Raw genomic sequence first — 12,198 nt, 5'->3', positions numbered from 1 at the left:
TGGCGAAGAGGGTGCGGGCGTCGGTGAAGTCGGCGAGCCGGAGGTTGGCGCTGTAGCCGTATTCGGCCCACACCATGACGTGCGTGACGTCGGGGGCGGGCGGCGCGAGCGCGAGGACCGCACGCGCCGGAATACCGCCCCATTCCGCGCCGAGCATGCTGAATTTGGTCACGCAATGCAGATCGGCGACGACGGTCGCGTACGGCAGGGCCGCGAACTCCTCGTGGCTCCAGCTGTGTTTCTCCCCGTCGGCGGTGGCGCCGAAGACGCGGAAGTCCCAGCGCTCGGGGCGGAACTTGGGGACGGGGCCGTAGTGCGTGACCGGCCAGCCTCGTTGGAGTCGCTGCCCCGGCGGAAGCTCGGACGGTCCGCTCTCTCCTGATTCCCGCTCCACCGGACGACCCATGGCTCCATCCTGACAGATACAAATACGAACCCGAAAATCGGGGCAATTTGAACTAAGCATGCCCTTACTTACTAAGCCCGCACTTACTGGACGATCTTCCGCACCAGTGCCATCATCGGCCGCGTCCTCCCCCATAGATCCACCCACAGATCCCCCCACAGATCCCGTACGGAAGGAGCCTTGGCGATGCAGGGCGACCCGGAAGTCATCGAATTCCTCAACGAGCAGCTCACGGGTGAGCTGACGGCGATCAACCAGTACTTCCTGCACGCGAAGATGCAGGAGAACTTCGGCTGGACGAAACTCGCGAAGTACACCCGGCACGAGTCGTTCGACGAGATGAAGCACGCCGAGGTGCTGACCGACCGGATCCTCTTCCTGGAGGGCCTGCCGAACTACCAGCGCCTCTTCCATGTGCGGATCGGCCAGACCGTCAAGGAGATGTTCGAGGCGGACCGCATGATCGAGGTCGAGGCGATCGACCGCCTGAAGCGCGGCATCAAGGTGATGCGCGAGAAGGGCGACATCACGTCGGCGAACATCTTCGAATCGATCCTGGAGGACGAGGAGCACCACATCGACTACCTCGACACCCAGCTCGAACTGCTCGAGAAGCTCGGCGAGGCGCTGTACATCGCCCAGCTGATCGAACAGCCGGAGAGCTGAGCCGGCGAAGCTAGGCGGCTTCTTCCAGCGAAGCGGCCTCCACCGACTCCAGCCGGGTCACCGCGGACTTGCAGGCCCCCCGGCCGAGGATCGCCTGAATACGGCGGACGCACGAGCCGCAGTCCGTACCGGCCTTGCAGGCGGAGGCTATCTGGCGGGGCGTGCAGGCGCCGTCGTCCGCGTGCCGCAGGACCTGTGCCTCGGTCACGCCGAAGCAGCTGCACACGTACACGCGGACTCACCTCCCACCAGAACGATTAGGTGAACCTAACCTTACCCGGCGGACAGGTGCCGCAAAAGTGCGAAGGGGCGCGGATCGCATGTGATCCGCGCCCCAAGGCATGCCCTGAGAACTATGAGAACTACTGGTCCCGGTACATCTCCGCCACCAGGAAGGCCAGGTCCAGCGACTGGCTGCGGTTGAGTCGCGGGTCGCAGGCCGTCTCGTAGCGCTGGTGCAGGTCGTCGACGAAGATCTCGTCGCCGCCGCCCACGCACTCGGTGACGTCGTCACCGGTCAGCTCGACGTGGATGCCGCCCGGGTGGGTGCCGAGGCCCTTGTGGACCTCGAAGAAGCCCTTGACCTCGTCGAGCACGTCGTCGAACCGGCGGGTCTTGTGGCCCGAGGCCGCCTCGAAGGTGTTGCCGTGCATTGGGTCGGTCACCCAGGCCACCACCGCACCGGACGCGGTGACCTTCTCGACCAGCTCCGGAAGCTTGTCACGGACCTTGTCCGCACCCATCCGGACGACGAACGTCAACCGCCCGGGCTCCCGGTCGGGGTCGAGACGCTCGACGTACTGGAGCGCCTCCTCCGCCGTGGTCGTCGGACCCAGCTTGACGCCGACCGGGTTGCGGATCTTCGACGCGAACTCGATGTGCGCGTGGTCCAGCTGGCGCGTGCGCTCACCGATCCACACCATGTGCGCGGACACGTCGTACAGCTTGCCGGTGCGGGAGTCGACGCGGGTCAGCGCCGACTCGTAGTCCATCAGCAGCGCCTCGTGCGAGGAGTAGAACTCGACGGTCTTGAACTCCTCCGGGTCGGTCCCGCAGGCCCGCATGAAGTTCAGGGCGTTGTCGATCTCACGCGCGAGCTGCTCGTAGCGCTGGCCGGACGGCGAGGACTTCACGAAGTCCTGGTTCCAGGCGTGCACCTGACGCAGGTCGGCGTAGCCGCCGGTGGTGAAGGCGCGCACCAGGTTCAGCGTCGACGCGGAGGCGTGGTACATCCGCTTCAGCCGCTCGGGGTCCGGGATCCGGGCCTCTTCGGTGAAGTCGAAGCCGTTGACGGAGTCGCCCCGGTACGTCGGCAGGGTCACCCCGTCACGCGTCTCGGTCGGCTTGGAGCGCGGCTTGGAGTACTGGCCGGCGATCCGGCCGACCTTCACCACCGGCACCGACGCGGCGTACGTCAGGACGGCGCCCATCTGGAGGAGCGTCTTCAGCTTGGCGCGGATCTGCTCGGCGCCCACGGCGTCGAACGCCTCGGCGCAGTCGCCGCCCTGGAGAAGGAACGCCTCCCCCTTGGCGACGGCCGCCATCCGGCTGCGCAGCTGGTCGCACTCCCCCGCGAAGACGAGCGGCGGATACGACTCGAGCTCCGCGACGACCTTGCGCAGCGCCTCGGTGTCGGGGTACTCGGGCTGCTGCGCCGCGGGCAGGTCGCGCCAGGTCGCCAGCGCGGCGACGGCTTGGGAATCAGCGTTCACGGTCACGGGCTCCACATTACGGGGTCGTGTCGACCGGTTTTCGCACGGCTCGAAAGGTGAGACACAGGTGTGCTGTAAGGTACGCCGCATGTTCGCGCACTCGACCCGGAACTGGTGGTGGACCGCTCCCCCGGCGGCCCGCTGATCTGCGCGTACATCCCACAGGCCGCCCCGAGAGGCGGCCTTCGTGTTTCCCAGGGGTCCGTCTCTCCTCACCACAGAGAGACCTCACACCATGGACCTCCTGCACGATCCCCGCCCCTTCGCACTCCTGCGCCGCCGCACGCCCGGCCACGACGGCGACACCGTCGAGCTGCTGATCGGCCCGACCGAGGTGTACGACCGCCTCGCCGACCTCCCCGACCACGGCCTCGCGCTGATCCCGTTCCGCCAGATCCGCGAGCGCGGCTTCGACGTACGCGACGACGGCACCCCGCTGACCGTCCTGATCCCCGAGGAGACCCACGCCCTCACCCTGGACGAGGCCCTGGCACAACTCCCCGCCCACGACGTCCGCGTGACCGACGGCCGCTTCGACGTCGACGACGAGGAGTACGGCGAGATCGTCGGGCGGGTCCTGCGGGACGAGATCGGCAGCGGGGAGGGGGCCAACTTCGTGATCCGGCGTACGTACGAAGGTCATATCGACGGCTTCTCCCGCGAAGACGCCCTCGCCCTCTTCCGGCGGCTCCTCGTCGGCGAGCGCGGCGCGTACTGGACGTTCGTCGTGCACACCGGTGAGCGGACCCTCGTCGGCGCGTCCCCCGAGGTGCACGTGCGGATGTCCGGCGGGACCGTCGTCATGAACCCGATCAGCGGGACGTACCGCTATCCCGCCGAGGGGCCGACGCCCGAACACCTCCTGGGCTTCCTCGCCGACGGCAAGGAGATCGAGGAGCTGTCGATGGTCGTCGACGAGGAGCTGAAGATGATGTGCACGGTCGGGGACATGGGCGGGGTGGTGATCGGGCCCCGGCTGAAGGAGATGGCGCACCTCGCGCACACGGAGTACGAACTCCGGGGCAAGTCCTCCCTCGACGTCCGTGACGTGCTGCGCGAGACCATGTTCGCCGCGACCGTCACCGGCTCGCCCGTGCAGAACGCGTGCCGGGTCATCGAGCGGCACGAGTCCGGGGGGCGGGGGTACTACGCGGGCGCGCTGGCCCTGCTGGGCCGTGACGCCGGGGGCGCGCAGACCCTCGACTCGCCGATCCTGATCCGTACGGCCGACATCTCCGCCGAGGGGCGGCTGCGGGTGTCCGTCGGGGCGACCCTGGTGCGCGGGTCCGATCCGGCGAGCGAGGTGGCGGAGACCCACGCGAAGGCGGCCGGTGTGCTGGCGGCACTGGGGGTACGTCCGTCCCGGCCGCGTTTCGAGCAGAGCCGGCCCCGGCTGTCCGACGACCCCCGGGTGCGGGCCGCGCTGGACGGACGCCGGTCGTTCCTGGCGCCGTTCTGGCTGCGGATGCAGGAGCGGACGCCGGGACTGGACGGGCATGCGCTGGTCGTCGACGGCGAGGACACGTTCACGGCGATGCTGGCGCATGTGCTGCGCACGAACGGCCTCGACGTGACCGTCCGCCGCTACGACGAACCCGGGCTGCGCGAGGCCGTGCTCGCGCACCCCGGCCCCGTCGTCCTGGGCCCCGGCCCCGGCGACCCCTCCGACCTCGCCGACCCGAAGATGCGGTTCCTGCGGGAGCTGGCCGGCGAGCTGCTGCGCGGGCATCGGCACGGGGTGCTCGGGGTGTGCCTCGGCCACGAACTCATCGCCGCCGAGCTGGGGATGGAGATCGTGCGGAAGGAGGTGCCGTTCCAGGGGGCCCAAGTGGAGATCGACCTGTTCGGGAGGCGGGAGACGGTCGGGTTCTACAACAGCTTCGTGGCGCGGTGCGGCGAGGAGCCGGGGGTGGAGGTCAGCAGGGCCGCGAACGGGGAGGTGCACGCTCTGCGCGGGCCCGGGTTCGCGGGGGTGCAGTTCCATCCGGAGTCGGTGCTGACGATCAACGGGGCGGAGATCGTACGGGAGTTGATGGGTGCCCTGAGGCCGGTCGGCTAGCCGAAGAAGACCCCTGCCTCCTCGTACAGTTTCGGGTCCACCGTCTTGAGTTTCTCCGTCGCCGACGCCAGAGGGACCCGGACGATGTCGGTGCCCCGGAGGGCGACCATCACCCCGTGGTCGCCCTCGTGGATCGCGTCGATCGCGTGGAGGCCGAAGCGGGTGGCGAGCCAGCGGTCGAAGGCGCTCGGGGTGCCGCCGCGCTGGACGTGGCCCAGGACGGTCGTACGGGCCTCGTTGCCCGTCCGTTTCTCGATCTGTTTGGCCAGCCATTCGCCCACCCCCGAGAGGCGTACGTGTCCGAAGGAGTCCAGGGACTGGTCCTTGAGGACCAGGTCGCCGTCCTTCGGCATCGCGCCCTCGGCGACGACGACGATCGGGGCGTAGGAGGCGCGGAAGCGGGAGGTGACCCAGCCGCAGACCTGGTCGACGTCGAAGCGCTGCTCGGGGATGAGGATCACGTTCGCGCCCCCGGCGAGGCCCGAGTGCAGGGCGATCCATCCGGCGTGGCGGCCCATGACCTCGACGACCAGGACGCGCATGTGGGACTCGGCGGTGGTGTGGAGCCGGTCGATGGCCTCGGTCGCGATCCCCACGGCCGTGTCGAAGCCGAACGTGTAGTCCGTCGCGGAGAGGTCGTTGTCGATGGTCTTGGGGACGCCGACGCAGGGGATGCCCTCCTCGTCGGAGAGGCGCGCGGCGACGCCGAGGGTGTCCTCGCCGCCGATGACGATGAGCGCGCCGACGCCCTGCGCGGCCAGCGTCGCCCTGATCCGCTCGACGCCGCCCTCCTCCCGGTAGGGGTTCGTGCGGGAGGAGCCGAGGATCGTGCCGCCGCGCGGGAGGATGCCGCGTACGGCGGGGATGTCGAGGGGGACGGCGCGGCCGTCCATGGGTCCGCGCCAGCCGTCGCGGAACCCGGTGAATTCGTGGCCGTACTCCTGGACGCCCTTGCGGACGATCGCCCGGATGACGGCATTGAGGCCGGGGCAGTCGCCGCCCCCGGTCAGTACTCCGACGCGCATGGAACAAGTCCCTTCGCCCGACCGACCTGACGAGGTGTCAGTCTTGCGCGCGGTTCACTCGTCGTCGAGACCCCGCTCGATCGCGTACCGGACAAGCTCGACCCGGTTGTGGAGCTGGAGCTTGCCGAGGGTGTTCTGTACGTGGTTCTGGACCGTGCGGTGGGATATGACGAGGCGTTCGGCGATCTGCTTGTAGCTGAGGCCCTTGGCGACGAGGCGCAGCACCTCGGTCTCGCGGTCGGTGAGCCGGGGCGCGTCGGGCTGGTCGCCGCCGCCGGAGGCGGGCGCGGGGTCGGAGGCGAGGCGTCGGTACTCGCCGAGGACGAGCCCGGCGAGCCCGGGCGTGAAGACGGGGTCCCCGACGGCCGTACGGCGCACGGCGTCCAGCAGCTCCTCCGTGGACGCCGACTTCAGCAGGTACCCGGTCGCGCCGGACTTGACGGCCTCCAGGACGTCCGCGTGCTCCCCGCTCGCGGACAGCACGAGGACGCGCAGCGCGGGGTTGGCGGCGACGACCTCCTTGCAGACCTGGACGCCGGGTTTGGCGGGGAGGTTGAGGTCGAGGACGAGGACGTCGGGGACGGCGGCCTTGGCGCGGCGTACGGCCTGGTCGCCGTCCCCGGCGGTGGCGACGACGTCGAAGCCGTTCTCGGCGAGGTCCCGGGCGACCGCGTCGCGCCACATGGGGTGGTCGTCGACCACCATCACCTTGATGCCGCTCATGTCCTGCCCTTCTTCGGGACCGTCAGTTCGACTTCGGTGCCCTGGCCGGGCGTGGAGATCAGTTCGGCGCGTCCGCCGAGGTCGCGCAGCCGGCCCCGGATCGACTGGGCGACGCCGAGCCGCCCCTCCCCCTCGGCCTGCGCGAGGCGCCCTTCGGGGATGCCGGGCCCGTCGTCGCGGACGGTGACGATCACCTCGTCCGGCTCGTCCTCGACGAGGATCCAGGCGTGCGCGTCGTCCCCGGCGTGCCGGCGCACGTTGTCCAGGGCGGCGCCGACGGCGGCGGCGAGTTCACGGGCGGCGGCGGGCGCCAGCTCGACCGGGGCGCCGGGCTCGGCGAGGTTGACGCGCGCGGAGGCGTACGGGGCGAGCAGCGGCCGCAGGTCGAGGGGGCCGTCCGGGTCGGGTTCGTCGACGAGGCGTACGACGGCGCCCTCGGTGAGGTCCTCGGAGACGTGGGAGACGGGGGCGAGGCCGCCGGAGACCAGGGTGCGCAGCGCGACCTCCTGCTCGCCGGCCATGCGGCCCAGCTCGGCGGCCTCTCCGCCGATGACCGCGCCCCTGCGCTGGACCATGGCCAGGACCTGGAGGACGCTATCGTGGATGTCCCGGGCGAGGCGTTCGCGCTCCCGGGTCGCGGCCTCGATCTCCAGGGCGCGGGCGAGGGTGCGCTCGGAGGCGCGGGCGACCTCGACGACGTACCCGATGGCGATGGCGGCGACCCAGACGAGGATCACGTTGTGGACGGTGTCGCGGGCGGGCGCCCCGCGCTGGATGAGGTTGGCGACCGCGACCGGCGTGGAGGCGAAGGCGGCCCAGCGCCAGCCGCCCTTGATGGCGAACGCGAGGACGGAGCCGGCCGTCCATATCGACGGCAGCGTGGGGCCGCCGGAGTTGATGCGCTCGTCGGTGACGGCGAGGGGGGTGAGGAGGATGCCGACGACGGCGACGGTGAGGTCGGCGGCGAGGAAGCGCTTGGTGCAGTTGGCGGCGCTCGCGACGCGGGGGAGCGTCGCGAGCGTCCATATGAACAGCAGCGGGAAGTAGACGAAGGCGACCTCGGGGCGGTCGAAGTCGTCGTAGGCGCTGATGAACAGGCCGATCGCGTACAGCATGGTCAGGACGCGGTAGCCGGTGAGCGCACGCCACAGCGGCTGCTCGACCGACATGCGCATGACGCGTTCTCGCTTCGGCATATCCCCCACCCGCCGCCGGAAAGACCTGAAGAGACCTTAAGCCTCTTCGGCCTTCTCCTTCTTGGCCTGTTCCTTCTCGGCCTGCGCGAGCGCGGCCCTGGCGGCCTTCTCGGCCTTCGCCGCCTCGGTGAGCTGCCGCTTGGCGGCGGTGGCGTAGATGTCGACGTACTCCTGGCCGGAGAGCTTCATGATCTCGTACATGACCTCGTCGGTCATCGCGCGCAGGATGAAGCGGTCCTGGTCCATGCCCTCGTAGCGGCTGAAGTCGAGGGGCTTGCCGACGCGGATGCCGGGGCGCATCAGCTTGGGCATGACCTGGCCGGGCGGCTGGATCTTCTCCGTGTCGATCATCGCGACGGGGATGACGGGCGCGCCGGTCGCGAGGGCGACGCGGGCGAGGCCGCCGGGCTTGCCGCGGTAGAGGCGGCCGTCGGGCGAGCGGGTGCCCTCGGGGTAGATCCCGAACAGCTCGCCGCGCTCCAGGACCTCGATACCGCTCCTGATCGCGGCCTCACCGGCGCCGCGCGCGCCCGAGCGGTCCACCGGGAGCTGGCCGACGCCCTTGAAGAACGCGGCGGTGAGCCGGCCCTTCACGCCCGGGGTGGTGAAGTACTCGGCCTTCGCGATGAACGTCACCTTGCGGTCGAGGACCGCGGGCAGGAAGAACGAGTCGGAGAACGAGAGGTGGTTGCTCGCCAGGATCGCGGGCCCCTCGGCGGGGATGTTCTCCAGGCCCTCCACCCAGGGCCTGAAGGTGACCTTCAGCGGTCCCCCGATAGCGACCTTCATCGCGCCGTACAACAACCGAGTGCCTCCTGTTTTGTGTCGAACAGACCTTAACCCGGCTCGGTGCGGAACAGGCCGACGGCCCTGGTCGGTGTCAGTGCGGTCGCGTACGGTGAACCACACGTCCCGCCTTTTTGACCGATGAGGAGACCGACGTGCCGGTCCTTCCCGGAGCAGAGCCGTTCCGCCACGAGGGCGGAGAGGTCGGCGTCCTGCTCTGCCACGGCTTCACCGGTTCCCCGCAGTCGCTGCGCCCTTGGGGCCAGCGCCTCGCGGAACACGGCCTCACGGTGTCGCTGCCCCTGCTGCCCGGGCACGGCACGCGCTGGGAGGACATGGCCCTGACCGGCTGGCCCGACTGGTACGCCGAGGTGGACCGCGAACTGCGCGCCCTGCGCGAGCGCTGTACGACGGTGTTCGTCGCCGGCCTCTCCATGGGCGGCGCCCTCGCCCTGCGCCTCGCCGCGAAGCACGGCGCGGACATCGCCGGCGTGATCGTCGTCAACCCGGCGAACAAGGTGCACGGCCTCGCCGCGTACGCCCTCCCGGTGGCCCGGCACCTCGTGCGGACGACCCCGGGCATCGCCAGCGACATCGCGAAGCCCGGCGCCGAGGAGATCGGGTACGACCGGGTGCCGCTGCACTGCGCGCACTCCCTGCGCGGCGCGCTGCGCGGGCTGGACGGCGAACTGCCGCGGGTGACGCAGCCGGTGCTGCTGCTGCGCTCGGCGGAGGACCATGTGGTCCCCTCGGCGGACTCCGCGCGGATCCTGAGCCGGATCTCGTCGTTGGACGTACGCGAGGTCGTGTTGGAACAGAGCTACCACGTCGCGACGTTGGACCACGACGCGGACCGTGTCGTCGAGGAGAGCATCGCGTTCATCGACCGGCTCGCAGCCGACAGGGGTGTCGCTGAGGAAGGGACGACGGCAGGTGGCTGAGCACGACTCCGACCGCGAGGACAACGCAGAGCCGGAGGACCAGCACGTCCCGTTCGACGAGGAGGCCGCGTGGGCCGCCATCGTCGCCGGGTACGGGGACGAGCCCAAGGATCCGCCGGGCGCGAAGCCCTTCAAGTCGGTCGAGGACCTCGCGCTCCTTGAGGCGCAGGCCAACGACGACGCGCCCGCCGACGAGAAGCCGGCCGCCGAACCGCCGGCCGACAAGCCACTCGGCGGTTCCGTGACGTTCGCGCCCGGCGTCGGGCCGCGCGACTACTCTCCGGCCGAGCCCAGCGACGACGACCTCGGCGAGGACGACGAAGGGCACTTCGTGCCCCCCGAGCCGCCGCCGCTGCCCGAGGCCGACACGACCGCGAAGTTCGCGTGGCTCGCGGTCGTCGGAGGGCCGGTGCTGCTGCTGATCGCCGTGCTCCTCGGGTGGGACATGACGTGGTGGCTCGCGACGGTCGGCATCGGCGGGTTCCTCGGGGGGTTCGCGACGCTGGTCATGCGGATGCGGACGGACGAGGAGGGGGACGACGACCCCGGGCGGGGTGCGGTCGTCTAGTTGCCGGGGATTCTGAGGGTGGCCAGGACCGGGAGGTGGTCCGTGGCCGCCCTCAGGTCGTTCTCCGTGATGCCGGGGTAGTCCCTGGGGACGCCCGCCGTCAGGACCTCGATGCCCTTCGTCGTGAAGATCGCGTCGATCCTGGTGGCCGGTTCTGTCGCCGGGAAGGTGTGTTCCGTTCCCCACGGGGCCGTCAGCCAGGTGTCCTGGAGGGTCTCCGCGAGGCGGGCGAACGAGCGGCCGGTGGGGGGTTCGTTGATGTCGCCGCCCGCGATGGCGTGGTCCACGCCCATGCCGGCGAGCCGGTCCAGGAGGGTGGCCGTCTGGTCGTAGCGCTCCTCCTCGTCCAGGGAGAGGTGGGTGCTGAGGACTCCCAGGCGGGCGTTGCCGATCCGGACGACGGCTGTCGCGAAGCCGCGTCTGTGGTTGCCGGTGGTGAGGGGTAGGAGGACGTCCTCGGTGCGTTCCACTGTCGTGCGGAGTGAGCAGAGGATCGCGGGGCCCGCGGCTGTGCCGCCGCCGGTGAGGACGACCAGGTCCGCGGCCCTTGCGAGGCGGGCGAGTTTCTTGCGCCAGCGGAAGAAGCGGGGGGCTTCCTGGAGGAGTACCAGGTCGGGGGTGGCTGCTTTGATGATGCGGGCGAGGGCTTGGGGGTCGTCCCTCATGGAGCGGATGTTGTAGGTGAGTACGCGGATGGTGGGGGGCAGGGGCATGGCGTCAATTTACGCCCAAAGGGGAGGGGCGCTGAGGTAGTGCGCGACTGCCGGTTCGATGTGGCTTGTCGCGCAGTTCCCCGCGCCCCTAAAAGACAAAAGCAGTACGCCTACGCCCGATTAAAGGTGATAGTCACATGATCGGGTCCGGTTCCCTTGCCAGGTCCGCTGCGCCTACCAGGCCCGCCTCGTTGCCCAGGCTTGCCGCCAGGACGTCCGCTACCGGGCGCCAATTGCCGCCTACCAGCCAGCGCTTGTACGACTTGCGGATCGGGTCGAGGACCAGCTCGCCCTCGTCCGACAGACCCCCGCCGATGATGAACGCCGACGGGTCGAACAGCGATGCCAGGTCGGCCAACCCTGCACCTACCCACCGCGCCAACTCCCGGTACGAGTCCACCGCCACCGGGTCGCCCTGCCTCGCCGCCATCGAGATGTGCTTGCCCTCGATGCCGTCGGGCGAGCCGTCGCCGAGGCCGAGGAGGATCTCCGCGTTCTCGGGGGCGGCGTTGGCGCGCTGCTTGGCGTAGCGGACGAGGGCGCGGCCGGAGGCGTACTGCTCCCAGCAGCCCTGGGAGCCGCAGCCGCAGAGCAGCCCGTCGGGGACCATGCGGATGTGGCCGAACTCGGCGGCGACGCCGAAGTGGCCGCGGCGGAGCTTGTTGCCGATGATGATGCCGCCGCCGAGGCCCGTGCCGAGGGTGATGCAGATGACGTTGCGGTGGCCCTTGCCCGCGCCGAACTTGTACTCGCCCCAGGCCGCGGCGTTCGCGTCGTTCTCGACGACGACCGGAAGGCCGGTGCGCTGCTCGACCTTCTCCTTCAGCGGCTCATTGCGCCAGTCGATGTTCGGCGCGAAGTACACGGTGGAGCGCTGGCGGTTGACGTAACCGGCGGCGCCGATGCCGACGCCCACGATCTCGTGCCCGGCGCGCGCTCCCTCGACGGCGGAGGCGATGGCGTCCACGATGCCTTCGGGCGTGCCCGGGGTCGGCACCTTGTGGGTCGACAGGATGGTGCCTTCCTCGTCGACCACGCCGGCCGCGATCTTCGTGCCGCCGATGTCGACGCCGATGGTGAGTCCCATGAATCCCTCAGTTTCGGTCGAGCCCCGCTATGGGCCACCGTACCGGAGGGGACCCTCAGTCGACGTCGATGCGCTGGCCCGGGCCCGTGCCCTCGTCCCTGCCGTCTCCGGTGTCACTCTTGGTCCAGCGGTTCTCCTGGCGCTGGACCGCCGAGCGGTACGCGGCGAGGAGTTCGTTGCCGGCCGCGCTGAGGTGGTCGAAGACGTCCGGGTTGCGTTCGACGACCGGTTCGACGACGGCCTTCGCCTGCTGGACGACCTGGCGGACGACCTGCTGCGCGGCCGGGCCCGCGACCGCGCCGAGGAGGGGGGAGTT

15 protein-coding genes are annotated in these 12,198 nt (G+C 70.3%); 5 read left to right on the top strand and 10 right to left on the bottom strand.

Annotated features, from left to right (window positions below; genetic code table 11):
- On the bottom strand, positions 1–406 hold a 406-nt coding region (locus AOK24_RS34790; RefSeq protein WP_159052089.1), incomplete at its 3' end, for a molybdopterin-dependent oxidoreductase.
- Positions 407–592: 186 nt separating this feature from the next.
- Here AOK24_RS34790 and bfr point away from each other — a divergent pair.
- The gene (gene bfr, locus AOK24_RS34785; RefSeq protein ID WP_055723977.1) at positions 593–1,072 is read left to right on the top strand and encodes a bacterioferritin; all 480 of its coding nucleotides are present in this window, start codon (positions 593–595) and stop codon (positions 1,070–1,072) included.
- A gap of 10 nt (positions 1,073–1,082) precedes the next feature.
- Here bfr and AOK24_RS34780 read toward each other — a convergent pair whose 3' ends face one another.
- Both AOK24_RS34780 and AOK24_RS34775 read right to left on the bottom strand, forming a co-directional pair.
- On the bottom strand, positions 1,083–1,304 hold the full coding sequence (locus AOK24_RS34780; protein WP_055723976.1) for a (2Fe-2S)-binding protein: 222 nt from the start codon (positions 1,302–1,304) through the stop codon (positions 1,083–1,085).
- Between the two features lie 130 nt (positions 1,305–1,434).
- Complete coding sequence (locus AOK24_RS34775) at positions 1,435–2,790, bottom strand: class II 3-deoxy-7-phosphoheptulonate synthase (protein WP_055723975.1); 1,356 nt, start codon at positions 2,788–2,790, stop codon at positions 1,435–1,437.
- An 82-nt stretch (positions 2,791–2,872) separates the two neighbouring features.
- Here AOK24_RS34775 and AOK24_RS52860 point away from each other — a divergent pair, with 82 nt between their 5' ends.
- Together AOK24_RS52860 and AOK24_RS34770 are read left to right on the top strand one after the other, a co-directional pair.
- Complete coding sequence (locus AOK24_RS52860; protein WP_107502881.1) at positions 2,873–2,929, top strand: trp operon leader peptide; 57 nt, start codon at positions 2,873–2,875, stop codon at positions 2,927–2,929.
- A gap of 90 nt (positions 2,930–3,019) precedes the next feature.
- Entirely contained in the window at positions 3,020–4,843 is a 1,824-nt protein-coding gene (locus AOK24_RS34770) for an anthranilate synthase family protein (RefSeq protein ID WP_055723974.1), read from the top strand.
- On the opposite strand, the gene AOK24_RS34765 is transcribed toward AOK24_RS34770, so the two are convergent.
- The 4 genes from AOK24_RS34765 to AOK24_RS34750 are packed head-to-tail and all read right to left on the bottom strand — an operon-like array spanning position 4,840 to position 8,576.
- Positions 4,840–5,868 carry a 6-phosphofructokinase gene (locus AOK24_RS34765; RefSeq protein WP_055723973.1) on the bottom strand — a complete coding sequence of 343 codons (1,029 nt, stop codon included), beginning with the start codon at positions 5,866–5,868 and terminating at the stop codon, positions 4,840–4,842. The genes AOK24_RS34770 and AOK24_RS34765 overlap by 4 nt on opposite strands.
- 54 nt (positions 5,869–5,922) lie before the next feature.
- Complete coding sequence (locus tag AOK24_RS34760) at positions 5,923–6,591, bottom strand: response regulator (RefSeq protein ID WP_206191325.1); 669 nt, start codon at positions 6,589–6,591, stop codon at positions 5,923–5,925.
- Positions 6,588–7,787, bottom strand: a complete 1,200-nt coding sequence (gene macS / locus AOK24_RS34755) for a MacS family sensor histidine kinase (RefSeq protein ID WP_055723972.1) — start codon at positions 7,785–7,787, stop codon at positions 6,588–6,590. Before macS ends, AOK24_RS34760 begins: the two co-directional genes overlap by 4 nt.
- A 36-nt stretch (positions 7,788–7,823) precedes the next feature.
- Positions 7,824–8,576 (bottom strand): lysophospholipid acyltransferase family protein, encoded by a 753-nt coding sequence (locus AOK24_RS34750; protein WP_055723978.1) that lies wholly within the window; start codon positions 8,574–8,576, stop codon positions 7,824–7,826.
- Between the two features lie 152 nt (positions 8,577–8,728).
- Here AOK24_RS34750 and AOK24_RS34745 point away from each other — a divergent pair, with 152 nt between their 5' ends.
- Complete coding sequence (locus AOK24_RS34745; protein ID WP_055723971.1) at positions 8,729–9,514, top strand: alpha/beta hydrolase; 786 nt, start codon at positions 8,729–8,731, stop codon at positions 9,512–9,514.
- Positions 9,507–10,082 (top strand): hypothetical protein, encoded by a 576-nt coding sequence (locus AOK24_RS34740; RefSeq protein ID WP_055723970.1) that lies wholly within the window; start codon positions 9,507–9,509, stop codon positions 10,080–10,082. Before AOK24_RS34745 ends, AOK24_RS34740 begins: the two co-directional genes overlap by 8 nt.
- On the opposite strand, the gene AOK24_RS34735 is transcribed toward AOK24_RS34740, so the two are convergent.
- From AOK24_RS34735 to AOK24_RS34725, 3 genes are all read right to left on the bottom strand, one after another.
- A complete protein-coding gene (locus AOK24_RS34735; protein ID WP_055723969.1) occupies positions 10,079–10,795 on the bottom strand; it encodes an endonuclease/exonuclease/phosphatase family protein in 717 nt (238 codons plus the stop codon). The genes AOK24_RS34740 and AOK24_RS34735 overlap by 4 nt on opposite strands.
- A 133-nt stretch (positions 10,796–10,928) precedes the next feature.
- On the bottom strand, positions 10,929–11,882 hold the full coding sequence (locus tag AOK24_RS34730; RefSeq protein WP_055723968.1) for an ROK family glucokinase: 954 nt from the start codon (positions 11,880–11,882) through the stop codon (positions 10,929–10,931).
- A 55-nt stretch (positions 11,883–11,937) separates the two neighbouring features.
- Positions 11,938–12,198, bottom strand: a 261-nt coding sequence (locus AOK24_RS34725; RefSeq protein ID WP_167376890.1) for a DUF5304 family protein, incomplete at its 5' end; no start/stop codon positions are given.

It is taken from the genome of Streptomyces niveiscabiei, assembly GCF_001419795.1.
In the GTDB taxonomy this organism is placed as follows: domain Bacteria; phylum Actinomycetota; class Actinomycetes; order Streptomycetales; family Streptomycetaceae; genus Streptomyces; species Streptomyces niveiscabiei.
This window is presented reverse-complemented; position numbering and strand designations above follow the sequence as displayed.